At 57.0% G+C, this 18,576-nt stretch carries 14 protein-coding genes and 1 tRNA gene; 3 read left to right on the forward strand and 12 right to left on the reverse strand.

Annotated elements, in window-relative coordinates:
- Nucleotides 1-29 precede the first annotated feature (29 nt).
- The 8 genes from V6L79_RS05190 to rpsU form a co-directional block, all read right to left on the reverse strand.
- Nucleotides 30-824 (reverse strand): carbon-nitrogen hydrolase family protein, encoded by a 795-nt coding sequence (locus V6L79_RS05190; RefSeq protein ID WP_261740683.1) that lies wholly within the window; start codon nucleotides 822-824, stop codon nucleotides 30-32.
- Nucleotides 825-954: 130 nt separating this feature from the next.
- On the reverse strand, nucleotides 955-2,637 hold the full coding sequence (locus V6L79_RS05195) for an NAD(P)/FAD-dependent oxidoreductase (RefSeq protein WP_261740684.1): 1,683 nt from the start codon (nucleotides 2,635-2,637) through the stop codon (nucleotides 955-957).
- A 150-nt stretch (nucleotides 2,638-2,787) separates the two neighbouring features.
- Nucleotides 2,788-3,240 (reverse strand): Lrp/AsnC family transcriptional regulator, encoded by a 453-nt coding sequence (locus V6L79_RS05200; RefSeq protein ID WP_261740685.1) that lies wholly within the window; start codon nucleotides 3,238-3,240, stop codon nucleotides 2,788-2,790.
- Between the two features lie 48 nt (nucleotides 3,241-3,288).
- Nucleotides 3,289-3,365, reverse strand: a tRNA-Ile gene (locus V6L79_RS05205).
- 15 nt (nucleotides 3,366-3,380) lie between these two features.
- The gene (locus tag V6L79_RS05210; RefSeq protein ID WP_338579901.1) at nucleotides 3,381-6,752 is read right to left on the reverse strand and encodes an EAL domain-containing protein; all 3,372 of its coding nucleotides are present in this window, start codon (nucleotides 6,750-6,752) and stop codon (nucleotides 3,381-3,383) included.
- 116 nt (nucleotides 6,753-6,868) lie between these two features.
- Entirely contained in the window at nucleotides 6,869-8,716 is a 1,848-nt protein-coding gene (gene rpoD, locus V6L79_RS05215) for an RNA polymerase sigma factor RpoD (protein ID WP_261740687.1), read from the reverse strand.
- Between the two features lie 67 nt (nucleotides 8,717-8,783).
- Entirely contained in the window at nucleotides 8,784-10,739 is a 1,956-nt protein-coding gene (gene dnaG / locus V6L79_RS05220) for a DNA primase (protein WP_261740688.1), read from the reverse strand.
- Nucleotides 10,740-11,210: 471 nt separating this feature from the next.
- On the reverse strand, nucleotides 11,211-11,426 hold the full coding sequence (rpsU, locus tag V6L79_RS05225; RefSeq protein ID WP_002551877.1) for a 30S ribosomal protein S21: 216 nt from the start codon (nucleotides 11,424-11,426) through the stop codon (nucleotides 11,211-11,213).
- Nucleotides 11,427-11,624: 198 nt separating this feature from the next.
- On the opposite strand from rpsU, the gene tsaD reads away from it, so the two are divergent.
- A complete protein-coding gene (tsaD, locus tag V6L79_RS05230) occupies nucleotides 11,625-12,650 on the forward strand; it encodes a tRNA (adenosine(37)-N6)-threonylcarbamoyltransferase complex transferase subunit TsaD (RefSeq protein ID WP_261740689.1) in 1,026 nt (341 codons plus the stop codon).
- 44 nt (nucleotides 12,651-12,694) lie between these two features.
- On the opposite strand, the gene plsY is transcribed toward tsaD, so the two are convergent.
- Nucleotides 12,695-13,264, reverse strand: coding sequence for a glycerol-3-phosphate 1-O-acyltransferase PlsY (gene plsY / locus V6L79_RS05235; protein ID WP_261740690.1), 570 nt, complete (start codon nucleotides 13,262-13,264; stop codon nucleotides 12,695-12,697).
- 74 nt (nucleotides 13,265-13,338) lie between these two features.
- Here plsY and folB point away from each other — a divergent pair, with 74 nt between their 5' ends.
- Complete coding sequence (folB, locus tag V6L79_RS05240; protein WP_261740691.1) at nucleotides 13,339-13,692, forward strand: dihydroneopterin aldolase; 354 nt, start codon at nucleotides 13,339-13,341, stop codon at nucleotides 13,690-13,692.
- Nucleotides 13,683-14,210, forward strand: coding sequence for a 2-amino-4-hydroxy-6-hydroxymethyldihydropteridine diphosphokinase (folK, locus tag V6L79_RS05245; protein ID WP_338579902.1), 528 nt, complete (start codon nucleotides 13,683-13,685; stop codon nucleotides 14,208-14,210). The genes folB and folK overlap by 10 nt, the downstream gene beginning before the upstream one ends.
- Nucleotides 14,211-14,352: 142 nt before the next feature.
- On the opposite strand, the gene V6L79_RS05250 is transcribed toward folK, so the two are convergent.
- From V6L79_RS05250 to V6L79_RS05260, 3 genes are all read right to left on the reverse strand, one after another.
- Nucleotides 14,353-15,582 carry a multifunctional CCA addition/repair protein gene (locus V6L79_RS05250; protein ID WP_338579903.1) on the reverse strand — a complete coding sequence of 410 codons (1,230 nt, stop codon included), beginning with the start codon at nucleotides 15,580-15,582 and terminating at the stop codon, nucleotides 14,353-14,355.
- Nucleotides 15,583-15,645: 63 nt separating this feature from the next.
- A complete protein-coding gene (locus V6L79_RS05255) occupies nucleotides 15,646-17,208 on the reverse strand; it encodes a SpoVR family protein (protein ID WP_261740694.1) in 1,563 nt (520 codons plus the stop codon).
- Nucleotides 17,205-18,479 carry a YeaH/YhbH family protein gene (locus V6L79_RS05260; RefSeq protein ID WP_261740695.1) on the reverse strand — a complete coding sequence of 425 codons (1,275 nt, stop codon included), beginning with the start codon at nucleotides 18,477-18,479 and terminating at the stop codon, nucleotides 17,205-17,207. The genes V6L79_RS05255 and V6L79_RS05260 overlap by 4 nt, the downstream gene beginning before the upstream one ends.
- Nucleotides 18,480-18,576: the final 97 nt, after the last annotated feature.

The following is an 18,576-nucleotide window of genomic DNA, read 5'->3' on the forward strand; positions in this document are numbered from 1 at the left end:
GGAACAGAGAAGCGCTCATGCTAGCGGATTTAGCGCGTGCTCAGCTCGCGATAAAGCTCGGGGCGACGGTCTGCCAGGTAGAAATTTCCAGTTTTGGCATCCAGCAACTGTTGGCGTTCCAGGGTGGCGGTTATCAGGGCTTCGTCTTGTTGGGCCAGCGCAACTTGCAAGCCGTTGGGGGCGGCGATACTGCTTTGGCCGCAGTAATGAATGCTGCCTTCGCGCCCGCAATAGTTGGCGTAGGCCACATAGCATTGGTTCTCGAAGGCTCGGCAACGCACAGTGACATCGGCAATAAAGTCGTACGGCGCCATGTTGGCGGTAGGTACCACGATCAGTTCGGCTCCGGCCAAGGCCAGGCGGCGGGTGTTTTCCGGGAACTCGATGTCGTAGCAAATCAGCAGGCCAAGCTTCCAGCCATTGAGTTCGAAAACCGGGAAGGCGTCGGGGCCTTTGGTGAACATCGAATGGTCGAGCTCGCCGAACAGGTGGGTTTTACGGTAATTGCACAGGCTTTTGCCGTGGGCATCAATCAACTGCACGCTGTTGTAGATATGCCCGTTTTCGCCGCGCTCGGGGTAGCCATACACAATTGCCATGCCAGTGGCTTTGGCCAGTTCGGCGATCTGCCGTGCTGCTTCGCCGTCGTTGGCTTGCGCAAGTCTGGTCACCGCCTGCACGCCGATGTTGTAGCCGGTGAGGAACATTTCGGGTAGGACCAGCAGGTCGACGTCCTTGCTTCGCCGGGCAATTTCACTCAAGCGTTGCAGGTTGCCCGCGACATCCAGCGGTAGAGGCGGGCATTGGTAAAGGGCGACGCGCATGGGGCTCTCCTGTTAATCAACGCTGTAGCCGCTGTCGCAGGCTGCGACGGAGACCGCAGGGCTGGCTTTTTAAAGCCAAGGTCCTGCGGCCCTTTTCGCAGCCTGCGGCAGCGGCTACAGGTGGTGTTTATCAATCCGGCAAGGCAATCGGGCCGATTTCGTGGAACACATCCCCCGGGCCAGGGTTCTCGGCAGGGGTGCTGCCGCCGAAGTGGGTCATGATGCCCCATACCGCGTTCAATGAGGTCTGTACCGCACCTTCAACCCAGGCCGGAGTCCACGATACGTCATCGCCGGCAATGAAAATACCGCGTTGCTCAGCCGGCATTTCCTGTTGCATGAAGTGCGAGTACATCCGCTGGTTATAGCGGTAATGTCCCGGCAACGCACCCTTGAACGCGCCAAGAAAGTGCGGGTCTGCTTCCCACGATACGGTGATCGGATCGCCGATGATGCGGCTGGCGATATCCACTTTCGGGTAAATCTTTTTCAGCGAGTCGAGGGCCAGCTTCACGCGTTTTTCGACAGGGTGCGGGAGCATTTTCAGCGCATCGCTCATCCATGAGTACGACAGGCAAATCACCCCCGGTTTGTCGTCGCCGTTGTCGAACAGGTAAGTCCCTCGAGTCAGGCGGTCGGTGAGGGTCATGCTCATCAGGTCGCGGCCGGTTTCCGGGTCTTTGTCTTTCCAGAACGGGCGGTCGACCATGACGAAGGTTTTCGATGATTGCATGTAGCGCGTGCGGTCCAGCGCCATCCACACCTTCTGTGAGAACAACGACTCTTCGCAATCGATCTGAGTGGTCAGCAGCCAGCTTTGGCAGGTGACCAGTACGGCCTCATAAGGGCGCGTTACACCGAGAATGTCGGTAACAGAAAACAGCCCGTCTGGCGTACGAGAAATAGCTTTGACCCCGGTACGTGGTGCGCCGTGGTGCAGCGAACTGAGACTGGTGCCAGCAGGCCAATGGGCGCAACGCTCGGGGGCGTGGCGCCAGATCCCTAGCGGCACTTGTTCGACACCGCCGACGACAAGATGTTGATGGTCGTCGCAGTTGGTCATCACCACGCGGAAGATTTCGAGCATCGAGTTGGGGAAGTCCGAGTCCCAACCACCGGTGCCGAAGCCAACCTGGCCAAACACTTCACGGTGCTGGAACGAGAGCTTGGCGAAGGCCTTGGACGTGGCTACAAAGTCGTAGAACGTGCGGTCGTCCCACAGCGGAACCAGCGTATCCCACAGCTCTTTAAGGCGGGGCACGTCACGGTCACGGATAGCTTGCTGGATATCGCCAAAGCGCGAGCCTTCTTCCAGAGCGTCAGCCCAAGCGTCGGCCACTTCCTGGAACAGTGCAGGTAGATCCGCCAGTTTTTGTGCGTAGAAGGTTTGGCCTTCGAGGTCGATCACGGTACTGCCCGAAGCGGGCGTCAGCGGGTTGGGAAAGGGTTTGGTCTCCAGCCCCAGCTTGTCGACGTAGTGGTAAAACGCCGTGGAGGACACCGGGAAGCGCATTCCGCCCAGCTCGGCGATCACCCCTTCGCTGCCTTCAAAGGCTTGCGAGCGCAACCGTCCGCCCATTTTCGAGGCTTCATAGACTACGGGTTTGAGGCCCAGCTTCATCAGTTCATAAGCGGCCACCATCCCGGCCATCCCGGCGCCGACAATCGCCACCTCAGAGCCCAGCTTGTCAGCCGGAATGCTGCCCAGGCCCGCGGGGTGTTCGATCCAGTCATCGAAGGCAAACGGAAAGTCCGGGCCGAAGATGGTGATGGGCTTTTTTCCGTCGATAGGGTGGCGATTATTCTTGTTCATGGCTGACCTTGCTGGCGACCCAAGCATTACCTTGAGTATAGGAAAAGACAGGCACCATGATAGGGAGCGTAGAAGACGTTAATAAGACGCAAATTGTCGTCGTTATGGCTTTTGTTTAGTCGATGTGACGAACATAGCGCTCAAAATGACTTATCCACGATCTACTTTGCTGCTGAGGATGATTGAAGTGGTAGTTTTCTCGACGCCTTCGACGCTACCGATCTGATCGAGCAATTGATCCAGTTGCTCGGGAGAGTCACTACGCAGCCAGGCCACGTAATCGAATTCGCCACTGACCGCGCACAGTTGCTGCACCTGGGCCATTGCGCTCAAGCGCCGCACCACCTCTTTGCCGGAGCGTGGCTGCACGGTAATCCCGACATAGGCCTGCAAACCGCCATCAATCAGGCGCTGCCCCAAGCGAACCCCGTAGCCAGTAATTACCCCGGTTTTCTCCAGCCGCGCCAGCCGTGACGTCACGGTGGTGCGCGCAATCCCCAACTGGCGTGCCAGCATCGCCACGCTTTCACGGGCATTGAGCTGCAAGGACGCGATCAGTTGACGGTCGATTTCGTCCAGTGCGGGAGGGCGGGTGTCAGGCAAGAGGAGGCTCCAGAAACACGAAAGCCGCGCAGTGCGCGGCTTTGAGTATGGTGGGCCCAGTAGGACTCGAACCTACGACCAAGGGATTATGAGTCCCCTGCTCTAACCAACTGAGCTATAGGCCCTCAGTAGGTCGCGGATTATAGCGACGGTTTCTCGGTAGTGCTATCCGAAAAATCTGAAATAGAGCTGCGAAGGAAGGTCGCTGCGAATTTTTCGGGAAGTAACGGGGGGCTGACGAGGTCACCCTGGATCAGTTCGCAGCCTGCCTGCGTCAGGAATGCTTGTTGCTCCCGGGTTTCAACACCGTCGGCAATGATGGTGAAGTGCATGCTGTGCCCCAGTGCAATGATGGCGTGTACGATCGCGGCATCATGGGTGTCGTCGGGGAGGCCGTGTACAAATGAAGGGTCGATTTTCAACGTGTCCAGCGGCAAACGCTTGAGGTAGCTGAGGGATGAGTTTCCGGTGCCGAAGTTGTCGATGGACAGTTTTACGCCCAGTTCCTCGAGTCGATGCAGGGCTTCAAAAGCTTGTTCTGTCTGACCCGTGATGAAGGTTTCGGTGATCTTCAGCTTCAGGCTGTCGGGTTTGAGCTCGCAGGTTTCTAGCAGTTGCCGGATGTGCTCTATTAGCCCCGGTTGGTACAGTTGAGCGCTGGCGAGGTTGACTGAAATCGGTCCAAAGGGTTTGTACAGCTGATTCCATGAATGCAGTTGCTGGCATGCACGCTCGAGCATCCAGTCCCCAATTTGTATGATCATTCCGTTTTCTTCGGCCAGATGAATCAAGCGCTCGTGCGAGATTTCACCGAGTAGTGGGTGGTTCCAGTACAACAGTGCTTCAGCACCGGCCAGAGTGTGGTCGCGCAGACGGATTTTTGGCTGATATCGCAGTGACACCTGGCCGCGTTCAAGGGAGCGGCGCAGTTCTTGCCCCAGCAAAATCCGTGCACTGGCTTGGGAGTTCAGATCGTGGCTGTAGCGTTCTACACGGTTACGCCCTTTGAGTTTGGAGTGGTACATCGCGATATCGGCATTTTTGACGAGTGTAGCCACGTCGCTGCCATCATCCGGGTAGACGCTGGTGCCGATGCTGGCGCTGATAAATAGCTCGTGTTCGCCTGCGAGGAAGGGCGCGTTAAAACTGGCCAGCAATTTCTCGGCAACCATCTGTGCATCGTCCGGCTGTTTGAGGCCTGGCAGCAGGATGATGAATTCATCGCCGCCCAAGCGGGCAACCGTATCTATGTCGCGAAGTTGTTCTTTCAGGCGGATGGCGATGCATTTTAATAAAAGATCGCCTACCGGGTGGCCGAGGCTGTCATTGATGTTTTTGAAGCGATCAAGGTCCAGAAACAATACGGCGCTGTATTGGCCATTACGACGCTGATTGGCGAGCACCTGGCGCAGCCTGTTTTCGAACAGTAAACGGTTGGGCAGGTTGGTCAGTGGATCATGGTGTACCTGGTGATCAAGGCGTGCCTGGGCGTGTTTGAGGGTGGATATATCAGAGAAAACGGCGACAAAGTGGGTGACCAGATTATCGCTGTCGCGCACCGCGCTAATGGTCATCCAGTTGGGGTAGATTTCGCCATTTTTGCGTTTGTTGCTGATCTCCCCCTGCCAGTTGCCACCGGTCGAGAGCTGGTACCACATGGCAGTAAAGAATGCGCTGTCGTGTTGGCCGGAAGCCAGGATGCGCGGGGTGCGACCCAGGACTTCACTCTCGCTGTAACCGGTGATTTCGGTGAAAGCCCGGTTCACTGCGGTGATTTTTTGTTGGGGGTCGGTAAAAACGATGCCTTCTGCCGTGCTGTCAAATACGGTGGCCGTTTGCAGCAGTTTTTCCTGCATCTGGTGGCGTTCGGTGATATCGCGGGCGATGGTCAGTATGCAGTTCTCGGTGCCGATCATCAGTGGGCAACTGGATATTTCACAGAGCCGAATTCGTCCGTCCTTGTGGCGAATATTGCATTTGAAATCACGCACAAAGCCATCTTTCTCCAAACGTGTCAGCAGTTCGAAGCGTTGTTGCAGATCGGCCCACAGTTGCAGCTCCAGTGTCGAGTGAAGCAGGGCACTGGCACTGTCATAGCCGCTGAGGTGGCAAAACCCTTCATTTATCTCGATCAGCAGGCCATCGCTTTGTCGACTCAATACCAGGCCATCAGGGGATGCATGAAATGCCTTGGCAAATTTTTCCTCGGAGAGGCGCAAGGCCTCTTCGATCTGTTTGGTCTCGCTGATGTTGATCATCAGGCCGCGCAGTAGGGCCTGTTGATGGTGGGTTGTGATGCTGGCAATGTCGCGTAGCCACAGGATGTTGCCGTCAGCGGTAATCACGCGATAGTCAATGCTGTGGTCGTGGCCTGCACTGATTTCCCTGGCGCGACAGGCGTTGGTGCGGGCCAGGTCGTCGGGGTGCAAAATCTTGTTCCAGAACCCAGGGCTTACCCAGTCTGCGATCGGGTAGCCGAGCAAGGCTTCGGCCTGGGGCGAGACGTAGGTGTAGGTATCGCCATCCAGAGGCGCTTCCCATGCGATAGCTGAAAGACTTTCTATCATGCCCCTGTAGTGATATTCGCTGCTGCGCAGTTCCTGTTCGAGCGCCGTCCGCCGTGAGATTTCGGAGCTCAGGCGGCGGTTGATGCGGATGACCACGAGCAGAACGATGAGCAATAGTAGCGCGCCGGGAAGGACATACAGCAGCAAGGGTCGCCACAGTGCTCGATAGTCAGTGGTGTCGCCGGTCCAGTGCTGCTGAAGGCTTTCGGCTTCACTTGGGCTTATGTCGGCCAGTACTTTGTCGAGCAGTCCAAGCAAGACCGTCTGACTTTTCGGAACGGCCATGGCCAATTGAAAGCGATAAGGCGTTTCCCCGCTGACGTAGAGGCCATCGAGCTTGAGCTGACGCAAACTCCAGACGCTTGAAGCCAGATCGCCGACCATGGCGTCCACTTGGTCGGTGGCCAGTGCCTGAAGCGCCGAGCTGACGTTGGGCAGTGCGACTATGTTCAGGTCCGGGTGTTGAGTGCGCAGCAGCTCGTGGGGGGCGTAGTTCTCGACTACGCCTACTCTGAGGCCATATAGCTCTTCAAGGTCTTTCGGGGCAGCGCCTCCCTTGTGGGCCAGGATGACGATGGGGAAGTCCAGGTACGAGCGGGTAAACGCAAGGCGTTTCTGGCGCTCAGGGGTCGACATGACGCCGGGCAGCCAGTCGATGCGCCCTTCTTTAGCCTGCTCTAATACTTCACCCCAGTTCGAGGCTTTAACCGGTTTGGTGGTGACCCCCAGCCGGTTTTTAATCAGGCGCACATAGTCGGCAGCCAAGCCGGTATAGAGACCCTCATGGTTAAGGAACTCGAATGGCGGCCACGTGGTATCGATGCCGAGGAGCAGTTCAGGATGATTTTTAAGCCACTGCCGTTCTTCATCGGTGAACGTCAGGGCACAGGTGCCGGAGGTCCAGGCGACAAGCGACAGAAGCAGGATGGGCAGCAAGCGTGACATGCGCGTCCCTTCAGTGCGCTTGGATGCATGCAGTGTAGTCGGGCAATTGCGGGGGAGGGGGCAGGAGGTTTTTTAGCTATAAAGCAAAACCCCCGGCAGGGCCGGGGGTTTTGTTATCACTCGTCGAGGAAGGAGCGCAAATGCTCGCTTCTCGTCGGGTGGCGCAGCTTGCGCAGCGCCTTGGCTTCGATCTGACGAATACGCTCACGGGTAACGTCGAACTGCTTACCAACCTCCTCAAGGGTGTGGTCGGTATTCATGTCGATACCGAAACGCATGCGCAGTACTTTGGCTTCACGTGCTGTGAGGCCGCCGAGTACGTCGCGTGTCGCTTCTTTAAGGCTCTCAACGGTAGCAACATCGATTGGCGACTGCATGGTCGAGTCTTCGATGAAGTCACCCAGATGGGAGTCTTCGTCATCACCGATCGGGGTTTCCATGGAGATCGGCTCTTTAGCGATCTTCAATACCTTGCGGATTTTATCCTCAGGCATTTCCATGCGTTCGCCCAGCTCTTCCGGGGTCGGTTCGCGACCCATTTCCTGCAACATCTGACGGGAAATACGGTTGAGCTTGTTGATCGTCTCGATCATGTGCACCGGAATACGGATGGTGCGGGCCTGGTCGGCGATCGAGCGAGTGATCGCCTGACGGATCCACCAGGTGGCATAAGTCGAGAATTTGTAGCCGCGGCGGTATTCAAACTTGTCTACCGCTTTCATCAAGCCGATGTTGCCTTCCTGGATCAGATCGAGGAACTGCAAACCACGGTTGGTGTACTTCTTGGCGATGGAGATCACCAGACGCAAGTTGGCTTCAACCATCTCTTTCTTCGCGCGGCGGGCCTTGGCCTCACCGATCGACATGCGACGGTTGATGTCCTTGATCTCGGCAATCTTCAAGCCGGTCTCGGCTTCCAGAGCAGACAGCTTTTGCTGGCAACGGATGATGTCCGGTTGCAGGCGACCAATGGCTTCAGCGTATTTGCTTTTGCCTTTGGCCAGCGCATCGCTCCAGCTTTCGTCGACTTCGTTGCCCGGGAACAGGCGCAGGAAATCGGTACGCGGCATGCGTGCATCACGTACACACAGCTGCATGATGGCGCGCTCTTGTGCACGCAGACGCTCCAAGGCGCTGCGAACACGCTCAACCAGGCCTTCGAATTGCTTCGGGACCAGTTTGATCGGCATGAACAGCTCAGCCAGTGCAACCAGCTCGGCAATTGCCTGCTTGCTGCCACGACCGTGCTTTTTCAGTGCCTTGCGAGCGAGTTCCATCTGATCGGAAACAGCGCCAAAACGCTGAGCCGCGATGATCGGATCGGGGCCGCTTTCGACCTCTTCCTCTTCCTCGGCAGCTTCTTCCTTATCGTCCTCTTCGTCATCACCTTCGGCTTTCACCTTGGGATCGACAGGAGGCGGCACTTCGGCTGCGGGTGGTGCAATACCGTCGTCCGGGTCGATATAACCGCTCAGAACGTCGGACAGGCGACCACCTTCGGTGGTGACGCGAGTGTACTCGGAGAGAATATGGTCAACCGTGCCAGGGAAGTGCGCAATTGCGCCCATCACTTCACGGATGCCTTCTTCGATACGCTTGGCGATTTCGATTTCGCCTTCACGTGTCAGCAGTTCTACCGTGCCCATTTCACGCATATACATGCGCACTGGGTCGGTAGTACGACCAATGTCGGTCTCTACTGCCGCCAACGCTGCAGCCGCTTCTTCAGCCGCTGCTTCGTCGGTGTCGGCATCGGCCAACATAAGGGCGTCCGCATCCGGAGCACTCTCGTGTACGGGGATCCCCATGTCATTAATCATGCGGATGATGTCTTCCACTTGCTCCGGATCTGAAATATCTTCGGGCAGGTGGTCGTTGACCTCTGCGTAAGTCAGATACTTCTGCTCACGGCCGAGGGTGATCAACTCTTTGATACGAGACTGCTGTTGCGCTTTTCCGGACATAACACCCTATCCACTGAAGGTCTTGGCGGGCAAAAAACAAGCCGAGGATTATACCTTAGCTATGACCTCACGCGCCAGTTGAGGTCGGGTTCGATGCAGGATTATTGCGACTTAAAAGGTCGCGTAACTGATTTTTTTCCTCGGTACTTAGCTCGCCTTGACGTGCTTTTCGAAGAAGTTGCTCTAGATTTCGCTCGCGTTGACGAGCTGACAGGCTAGTTATGGTGTCAAAAAATTGTTGTTCAAGGTTGTCAGCATCAATTAGCCATTCCTTTTCCAGCAGTCTTTGCAGTAAACGGCCCTGTTCGGTGCCGTGCCAGCGGGACAGTAGCTGTATAGAGCTTAGCTTAGGATTTTTCTGTACGGCCTCTACCAGAGCAATCAATAGCTGATTATTAGTCTGGTCTTCAGCTGCAAAGTGCCCGGCATCTTCAACTTTCTTGGCCAGTTGCGGGTGGTGCAGCAAAGTCCGCAGAGCTGTCAGTGTAGGCGGTTCAACGCCCACGGGGATCCAGGCCTGCTCGCGTTCGCCGCCACGCTTGCCTTTTTTGTCCCAGGGTTTGTTTTCCCACTTTTTGCCGCCAGCGCCAGGCTTTTTCGGGGTCCATTCCTGTTGGGGGATGTACATGTCCGGTTGCTGGAAGTCGCTGTAGTCGGGCATCGCATCGTAATCAATGCCAGGGTCGTACGCGGGTTGTGCCTGGGCCTTGGCGGGCGCGCTTTGCGCCAGCTGGCTGACTGTTTCGCTGGTAAGGCCGGTGATTTCGCTCAGGCGCTGACGCATCAGGGTGCGCAGGTTGGCGCCCGGAACTTTGTCGATCAGCGGTGCGGCCAGCGTGGCCATATGGGCCTTGCCTTCAAGTGAGCGCGGGTCGGCTTCTTCGGTCAGTTGCTGGAAGAAGTAATCGGCCAGCGGTTGTGCGTGCTGGTTGATGCGGGCCTTGAAGGCGTCGGTGCCTTCTGAGCGCACCAGTGTGTCTGGATCTTCGCCTTCAGGCAAAAACAGGAAGCGCGCGCGCCGTCCATCCTGCAGGCAGGGCAATGTGGCTTCGAGTGCGCGCCAGGCGGCATTGCGGCCTGCCTGGTCGCCGTCAAAGCAGAACAAGACACTGGGCACCACGCGAAACAGGCGTTTCATGTGCTCTTCGCTGGTGGCGGTGCCCAGTGTTGCGACGGCATTGCGCAAGCCTTGCTGGGCCAGGGCGATAACGTCCATATAGCCCTCGACCACGATGATTTCGTCGAGGCTACGATTGAATTTGCGCGCTTCGAACAGCCCGTACAGCTCCTGGCCTTTATGAAAGACCGGAGTTTCCGGGGAGTTCAGGTATTTGGGCTTGTCGTCACCCAGCACTCGACCACCAAAGGCGATGATGCGGCCGCGACTGTCGCGGATCGGAAACATCACGCGATCGCGAAAGCGGTCGTAGCGTTTGCCGGTCTCGGCGTTTTCCACCAGCAGGCCAGCATCGATCATGGCTTTTTGCTGAAGGGTGTCGCTGCTCAAGTGCTTGTACAGGTTGTCCCAGCCTGGCGGTGCGAAACCCAGGCCGAAATCGCGGGCGATCTCGCCGGTCAGGCCGCGGCCCTTCAGGTATTCCACGGCTGCTTTGCGTGCCGGATGGCTTTTTAAGGCCTGGCGGTAAAAGTCGGCTGCCGCAGTCAGAAGTGGGTACAGCGGAGAGTCGGTCGGTTGCCGTGGTTTATGTGGGCGACCGCTTTCTTCTCGAGGGATTTCCATGCCGGCGGCTTTGGCCAGTTCTTCGACAGCCTGGGGGAAGTCCAGGTTGTCGTGGTCCATGATGAAGCCGAGGGCGTTACCGCCTGCGCCGCAACCAAAGCAGTAATAGAACTGCTTGTCGGGGCTGACGCTGAAAGACGGAGTTTTTTCTTTATGGAAGGGGCAGCAGGCAGTGTAGTTCTTGCCGGCTTTCTTCATTTGCACGCGCGAGCTAACGACATCGACGATATCGGTACGGTTCAGAAGGTCGTCAATAAAGCTCTGGGGGATTAACCCGGCCATGGCGTTCTCGTCATCACTGCGCAGAATTGGGTCCGTCTAAAGGGCTTGGTCATCGTGCGTGCAGGCGAAAGCTCTGCTCGATCGTGGGACGTCTGCTCAATTATTTCGGGGAAGTGTATCTGTCGAAACCCGCTCAACTCATTTTAATCAGAGTCGATGGGATCGATAAGTGTCACGCTCTGAGTCCGGCGCTGACCAATGGTTGGTCTCGGATAGCTCATAAGCAGGCACTGGAGAGGTGCCTTGGGCTGATCGTCTTTAAGGAAAATCAGAGGGGTGTGCTCGTCGGTAGCCTTGGAAGGCTCGTCAGTAAAGACGTGCACCGCTGGCTATTAGGCCAGGTCTGACGTGATGTAACGCTTGTCGCGGTCGCATCTGCGGCCTTGACGATAAAGCATGTAACTTGCAACAACTGCCTACGGCCCGGCTTTAGGCCGGGCTTGGCAGAAGCGTGCAACGAACGTCTGTGTATTAGTACAGACGAACGGCGCGGCGCTGCTCGCGCTGAACTTTCTTCGCGTGACGCTTAACAGCAGCTGCTGCTTTGCGCTTACGCTCGGAAGTCGGCTTCTCGTAAAATTCGCGGCTGCGAACTTCAGCCAGAACACCGGCTTTTTCGCAGGAGCGCTTGAAACGACGCAGAGCTACGTCGAAGGGTTCGTTCTCTTTTACTTTGACGGCTGGCATCCAGAGCTACCTTCATTCATTACCGGGGTCAACGTCTCAAGGCAAAATCGCGTTGGAAGACGTCGGTTTTTAAGGGTTGCGGATGTTAACCCCTCATCGCCCGGAATGCAAAGCCTCTGATCGAAAACCGCTGGCCGGGGGCGGGAGTGGCGACTATTATGCGCGCCTTCGAATTTAGCCTCTACAAGGCGTAAACCCATGCTAGTACTGGGATTAGAAACCTCCTGCGACGAAACCGGCGTCGCGCTATACGACAGTGAACGCGGGCTTTTGGCCGATGCGCTGTTCAGTCAGATCGACCTGCACCGTGCTTATGGCGGCGTGGTTCCGGAGCTGGCTTCACGGGATCACGTAAAGCGGATGCTGCCCTTGATTCGTCAGGTGCTGGCCGAGGCCGACTGTGTGCCTACGGAGATTGATGCGATTGCCTACACGGCGGGCCCAGGATTGGTTGGAGCCCTGTTGGTTGGGGCTTCTTGCGCTCAGGCGTTGGCATTCGCCTGGGGCATACCGGCCCTTGGCGTGCATCACATGGAAGGCCATTTATTGGCCCCAATGTTGGAGGAGCAGCCTCCAGAGTTCCCGTTCGTCGCTTTGTTGGTGTCGGGTGGTCATACGCAGCTGGTTCGCGTCGATGGTATCGGTCAATACGAGTTGTTGGGCGAGACTCTCGATGATGCTGCGGGCGAAGCGTTCGACAAGACCGCGAAGATGATGGGGCTCAACTATCCTGGCGGCCCTGAGATTGCGCGGTTGGCGGCTCAGGGGGTTGCAGGGCGTTTTGTGTTCCCCAAGCCCATGACCGATCGTCCGGGGCTGCAGTTCAGCTTCAGCGGCCTTAAAACCTTCGCCTTGAACACATGGCAGCGTTGTGTGGCGGCCGGAGACGATACCGAGCAAACCCGTTGCGATATCTCGCTGGCGTTCCAGCAGGCCGTGGTTGAGACGTTGACCATCAAGTGCAAGCGCGCGCTGAAGCATGCAGGCATGAAGCGTCTGGTGATTGCAGGCGGGGTCAGTGCGAATAAGGCGTTACGCGTATCGCTCGAAAAAATGCTGGGCGATATGAATGGCAATGTTTACTACGCCCGACCGGAGTTTTGTACCGACAATGGCGCGATGATTGCGTTTGCCGGTTGCCAGCGTTTGCAGGCAGGCCAGCATGAAAGCTTGGCCATCAGTGTTCAGGCGCGCTGGCCAATGGAGCAATTGAAGCCCCTGTGAAAGCAGGGGCTGGGTCGAGCGTGAAGATTTTTCATGCGGTTGATTCAGAAATGCCGTTCGCGCCCAGCCATCAGGTCGCGTAAATTGCCGCGGTGGCGCCAGACAATCAGTGCGGTCAAGGCGCTCATTGGCAGCAGGGCAGCGGGCTCTTGCCAGGCCAGTAATGGCAGGGTCAGGGGTGTGGCGATCAGTGCCGCCAGAGAGCTGGTGCGGGTCAGCTGGAAGGTCAGTAGCCACGCGGCGACAGCCAGCAGTGCTGCTGGAGGGTAAAGCCCCAGCAGCATGCCGGCAGCCGTGGCGACACCCTTGCCGCCCCGAAAGCGGAAGTAGATGGGGTACATGTGCCCTACCACGGCGCAGACGCCAACCCAGGCCTGATCCTGGAGCGAAAAGTCGAGTTGGTCGGCCAGCAGGACGGTTAAAAACCCCTTGCACAGGTCGCCGAGCAAGGTCAGGGCGGCAAGTTTTTTGCCGGTCAGGCGCAACATGTTGGTTGCACCCGCATTGCCCGAGCCACTCATTCGCGGATCGGGGTTTCCCGTCAGGCGGCTGAGCAAAATGGCAAAGGACAGAGAGCCGAGCAGGTAGGCGAGGATCGCCAGTAACCAAAACATGCTAACTATTCCGGGCGAGGACGCCCTGATTCTAACGGCGCATTGCGCCCTTGTCGTGCTGCGGAGAAGAGTGCTTGGACAGAGTGTTTATCGAAGGCCTGGAAGTTGACACCGTGATTGGTGCCTATGACTGGGAGCGTGGCATCCGTCAGTGCCTGCGCCTGGATCTGAGTTTCGCGTGGGATAACCGGCCGGCTGCGGCTGGTGATGATCTGACGCTGGCACTGGATTATGCGAGTGTTTCGTCGCGAATTCAGGCGTTTGCCGAGCAGGCTCAATTCCAGCTGGTCGAAACTTTCGCAGAGCGTCTGGCGCAAGTGCTGATGAGTGAGTTCAATATTCCCTGGCTGCACCTCAAACTGACCAAGCCCGGAGCCGTTGCAGCGGCCACTGGGGTGGGCGTGGAGATTGAGCGCGGATGTCGCTAACTCAGGTTTATCTCGGGCTGGGCAGCAATGTCGAGCGCGAAAAGCATTTGCTGGCGGGGCTGGACGCATTGACCGGTTTTTTGCGGGATACGCGTTGCTCGGCAGTGTTTGAAAGCCAGCCGGTGGGGATCAAAAGCGGGCCTTTTTTCAATCTGGTCGTGTCGGCGAAAACCGATTTGTCGCTGATTGATTTAAGCCGACGATTGAAGCTGATCGAGGCGGATAACGGGCGTTATGCTCAGGATCGCAAGGGATTGCCTCTGGATATCGACGTGTTGTTCTACGGCGATCTGGTGGGAAATTTTGACGGGTTGACCTTGCCCCGTGCCGAGATTCTCAAGAACGCTTTTGTGTTGTGGCCGCTGTCGTTGATAGCGCCCGACAAAGTGCATCCAGGTGTGGGTAAGACCCTTTCTCAAATGTGGGCAGAGGCGCAGATTGATCAAGTGCTCGCGCCTGCCGCGTTTGAGTGGCGGGGTGAGCAGTTGACGCCGGTAGAGCTGCTTTTACCTTTGTAGATACTCTGTTCCAGGTCAAGCTCCCACGTTTGAAGTATCTCTGTAGCCGCTGCCGCAGGCTGCGATGGGCAGCGCAGCGGCCCTTTCTTGAAGGTCCTGCGGCGCTATCGCAGCCTGCGGCAGAGGCTACACAAGCTCGGTATCAGGCTTTTGCCGCATCCTTGTAGGCTTGCAGTGCCTTGAGCCGTTCGCGCTTCAGCGCTTCGCCCAGTTCCGGACCTTTGTAGCCTTGCTCCAGCAATGGTTGCACCGCCACTGCCTGGGCGGCCTTCGCCGCGCCGCGCAAGTAGTCGGCTTGCGGATATGGGCGGCTCTCCAGTCCAAGGCGGCCTTTGGCGTCCATCTCGCACGCGACGATAAATTCCTCGAACCGCTGTGGTCTACGGTACACGTCAAAGCGCTGCAGTAACTCCAGTAGCGTCGAAGCCTTGAGTTCAAGGGCGCGATGACCGTGGGTGTGATATTCGCCCACCAGCAATGCCAGCTCCTGGCAATCTCGCGGAACCTTGTAGCGATCATTGACGACTTTGATCAGACGCAGCCCTTTGTGCTCGTGGGCAATGTGTCTTGGCCAGTCTTTTTCCGGAGTAAGCCCCTTGCCCAGATCGTGCAGAAGGCAGGCCCAGCGAACAGTTAGCGGCTGCTTGTGCAGCGCGGACTGTTCCAGCACGCTCAGAGTGTGTACGCCGCTGTCGATTTCCGGGTGATGGAGCGGCGGTTGTGGCACTCCAAACAGAGCGTTCACCTCGGGCAGCAGCACTTCAAGCGCGTCGCAACTGCGCAGCACTTCAATAAAAACCTGTGGCTGATCCTCCATCAAGGCGCGGGATATTTCCTTCCAGCAGCGCTCCGCAGTCAGGGCTTGCAGTTCGCCAGACCTGGATAGTTGGCGCATCAACTCCAGGGTTTCGGGCGCGATTGTGAAACCGAGGCTGGCGTAGCGCGCTGCAAAGCGGGCAACCCGCAGAACTCTGAGAGGATCTTCGGCGAATGCGGGGGAAACGTGGCGCAGAATTCGGGCTTCAAGATCGCGTTGGCCGTGGTACGGGTCCGTCACATTGCCTGCATCGTCCTCCGCCATCGCATTGATGGTCAGGTCGCGGCGAATCAGGTCATCCTCGAGGGTGACATCGGGGCTGGCATGAAAGATAAAACCGCCATAGCCATGACCGCTTTTGCGCTCGGTGCGTGCCAGCGCATATTCGTCGCCGGTTTTGGGGTGTAGAAATACCGGGAAATCCGAGCCTACAGGGCGATACCCCAAGGCCTGCATCTGTTCGGCAGTTGCGCCGACCACCACCCAGTCAATATCGGTGACGGGCTTGCCCAGCAGGCGATCACGTACGGCGCCGCCAACTTTATAGATCTGCATAAAAAAGCCTCCGTTAGCGCGACAGGATAACCCTTGTGTCGCGTGAACGGAGGCTTGGGTGTGTTACAGGTGGATGGCGCCCATATCCAGGCGCCCGCGGTCAGAATCACCGTGATCGCCTTTTGGCGGCACATGGTGGACTTTCATTATCTGGTCGCCTTGCAGTGTCTCGAGATGGATGTCGAACCCCCACAAACGGTGCAGGTGCTTGAGGACTTCGTCGGTTGAGTCGCCTAGCGGTTTACGGTCATGTTGCTGATGGCGCAGGGTCAGTGAGCGGTCGCCACGCCGGTCGATGCTCCAGATTTGTATGTTGGGTTCACGATTACCCAGGTTGTACTGCGCGGCCAGGGTTTCACGAATGATGCGGTAGCCGTTTTCGTCGTGAATGGCAGGCACCAGCAAGTCGTCTTTTTGATCGTCGTCCATGATGCTGAACAGCTTCAGGTCGCGGATCACTTTGGGTGACAGGTATTGCAGGATAAAACTCTCGTCCTTGAAGCTGCTCATGGCGAATTTGATACTCGATAGCCAGTCGCTGCCAGCCAGGTCCGGGAACCAGTAACGATCCTCGTCGGTAGGGTGCTCGCACATGCGCCGGATATCGCAATACATCGCAAAACCCAACGCGTAGGGGTTGATGCCGCTGTAGTAAGGGCTGTCAAAGCCGGGCTGGAACACCACACTGGTGTGTGAAATGAGGAATTCCATGATAAAGCCCTCGGTCACCAGGCCTTCGTCGTAGAGGTCGTTCATCAAGGTGTAGTGCCAGAAAGTTGCCCACCCCTCGTTCATCACTTGTGTTTGCCGTTGTGGGTAAAAGTACTGGGCTATCTTGCGCACGATACGCACGACTTCGCGCTGCCAGGGCTCCAGCAGTGGTGCGTGTTTTTCGATGAAGTAGAGGATGTTCTCCTGAGGCTCGTCGGGGAAGCGCGCGTTGTCCTTTTCGCTGAATTTGTCCGCGCTTTTAGGGATGGTGCGCCACAGATCATTAATCTGTTTTTGCAGATGCTCTTCCCGTTCCTTTTGCCGACGGCGTTCTTCTTCGGCTGAAATCGGATCGGGCCGTTTGTAACGATCTACGCCGTAGTTCATCAGGGCATGGCAAGAGTCGAGCAAGTCTTCGACCGCGTCGATGCCGTGGCGCTCTTCGCATTGCATGATGTACTGCTTGGCAAACACCAGGTAATCGATGATCGAGCTGGCGTCGGTCCAGGTGCGGAACAGGTAATTGCCCTTGAAGAAGCTGTTATGGCCATAGCAGGCATGGGCCACCACCAGTGCTTGCATGCAAATGGTGTTTTCTTCCATCAGATACGCAATGCACGGGTCAGAGTTGATGACGATTTCGTAGGCCAGCCCCATCTGGCCGCGACTGTAGGACTTCTCGGTGCTCAAGAAGTGTTTGCCGTAGGACCAATGGTGATAGCCCAGCGGCATGCCCACAGAGGCGTAGGCATCCATCATCTGTTCGGCGGTAATGACTTCGATCTGGTTGGGGTAGGTGTCCAGTGCATAGCGTTCCGCCAGGCGGCCGATTTCACGGTCGTAAGCCTGGATCAGTTCGAAGGTCCACTCTGAGCCCGTGGAGATGGGATGGCGTTTATTTTCTTTGGCGGTCATGTCACTAACCTGCGCTGGAAGAGTTCACGGAAGACCGGGTAAATATCGCCGGCCGAGACCAGTTGCTGTTGGGCGAAGGTGTCGGAAAACACCTCGCTGATACGTTCGTACTCGTACCAGAGGGCCTGATGTTCGCGCGGGGTTATCTCTACATAAGTGTAGTACTGCACGAATGGCATGATCTGGTTGATCAGTATGTCGCGGCAAATGGGTGAGTCGTCGTTCCAGTTATCCCCGTCAGAAGCTTGCGCGGCGTAAATATTCCACTCGTTGGTAGGATAGCGTTCGGCCATGATCTCCTGCATCAGCTTGAGTGCGCTTGAGACGATGGTGCCGCCAGTTTCTCTGGAGTAGAAAAACTCCTCCTCATCGACCTCGCGTGCACTGGTGTGATGGCGAATAAACACTACTTCAATCTTGTCGTAGTTCCGTTTCAGGAACAGGTACAGCAAGATGAAAAAGCGTTTGGCGATGTCTTTTGTGGCTTGGGTCATGGAGCCTGAAACGTCCATCAGGCAGAACATGACGGCTTTTGAGCTGGGATTGGGCTGCTTGACCAGCAGGTTGTACTTCAGGTCAAAAGTATCGAGAAATGGTATGCGGTGAATACGCGCGCTGAGCTTCTCGATTTCTGCTTCGATTTCTTTAATATCGCCGAAATTGTCTGGCTCATCGCGTTTTAGCCGTTCCAGTTCGGCTTTGGCTTCCCTGAGTTTTGCCCGGCTGCTGCCGGACAAGGCAATGCGCCGCGCGTGAGCTGAGCGCAAGGTGCGGATGATATTGATGCGAGACGGGTTGCCTTCGTTGCTGATACCGGCGCGTACAGTTTTGTAAGTGTCGGTACCGGTCAGGTTGCGTTTGACCAGGTTGGGCAACTCGAGGTCTTCGAACATGAATTCGAGGAACTCTTCCTGGGTGATCTGGAATACGAACTCGTCCATGCCTTCGCCGGAATTGCCCGCCTTGCCAGGACCACCACCACCTCCCGCTCCGCCTTGAGGTCGGGGGATGTGCTCACCGCTGGTGAATTCCTTGTTGCCAGGGTGAACCACTGTCTGTTTGCCACCGCGCCCATGGTGCAACACCGGCTCGTCGATATCGCGGCCAGGGATGCTGATTTGCTCGCCATGCTCCATGTCAGTAATGGAACGGCGGCCCACGGCCTCTTCTACGGCCTTCTTGATGTGGTCACGGTAGCGCCGCAGAAAACGCTGACGGTTTACCGTGCTCTTGTTTTTGCCATTGAGGCGTCGGTCGATCACATAGCTCATGGAGCCCTCCGGGCAGCTTCAAGTTGTGAGCTGCAAGCTGCAAGAAAAAGCACGCACACGGGCTCTTCTTGCAGCTGCCGCTGGTGGCTTACAGCTG

Origin of the sequence: Pseudomonas sp. ML2-2023-6, from assembly GCF_037055265.1 — a bacterium.
In the GTDB taxonomy this organism is placed as follows: domain Bacteria; phylum Pseudomonadota; class Gammaproteobacteria; order Pseudomonadales; family Pseudomonadaceae; genus Aquipseudomonas; species Aquipseudomonas kulmbachensis.

Bases quoted from the DNA above. Each gene is read 5' to 3' on its own strand.
- V6L79_RS05190 (WP_261740683.1), bottom strand. From the start codon at position 824: ATGCGCGTCGCCCTTTACCAATGCCCGCCTCTACCGCTGGATGTCGCG.
- V6L79_RS05195 (WP_261740684.1), bottom strand. From the start codon at position 2,637: ATGAACAAGAATAATCGCCACCCTATCGACGGAAAAAAGCCCATCACC.
- V6L79_RS05210 (WP_338579901.1), bottom strand. From the start codon at position 6,752: ATGTCACGCTTGCTGCCCATCCTGCTTCTGTCGCTTGTCGCCTGGACC.
- rpoD (WP_261740687.1), bottom strand. From the start codon at position 8,716: ATGTCCGGAAAAGCGCAACAGCAGTCTCGTATCAAAGAGTTGATCACC.
- dnaG (WP_261740688.1), bottom strand. From the start codon at position 10,739: ATGGCCGGGTTAATCCCCCAGAGCTTTATTGACGACCTTCTGAACCGT.
- rpsU (WP_002551877.1), bottom strand. From the start codon at position 11,426: ATGCCAGCCGTCAAAGTAAAAGAGAACGAACCCTTCGACGTAGCTCTG.
- tsaD (WP_261740689.1), top strand. From the start codon at position 11,625: ATGCTAGTACTGGGATTAGAAACCTCCTGCGACGAAACCGGCGTCGCG.
- plsY (WP_261740690.1), bottom strand. From the start codon at position 13,264: ATGTTTTGGTTACTGGCGATCCTCGCCTACCTGCTCGGCTCTCTGTCC.
- folK (WP_338579902.1), top strand. From the start codon at position 13,683: ATGTCGCTAACTCAGGTTTATCTCGGGCTGGGCAGCAATGTCGAGCGC.
- V6L79_RS05250 (WP_338579903.1), bottom strand. From the start codon at position 15,582: ATGCAGATCTATAAAGTTGGCGGCGCCGTACGTGATCGCCTGCTGGGC.
- V6L79_RS05255 (WP_261740694.1), bottom strand. From the start codon at position 17,208: ATGACCGCCAAAGAAAATAAACGCCATCCCATCTCCACGGGCTCAGAG.
- V6L79_RS05260 (WP_261740695.1), bottom strand. From the start codon at position 18,479: ATGAGCTATGTGATCGACCGACGCCTCAATGGCAAAAACAAGAGCACG.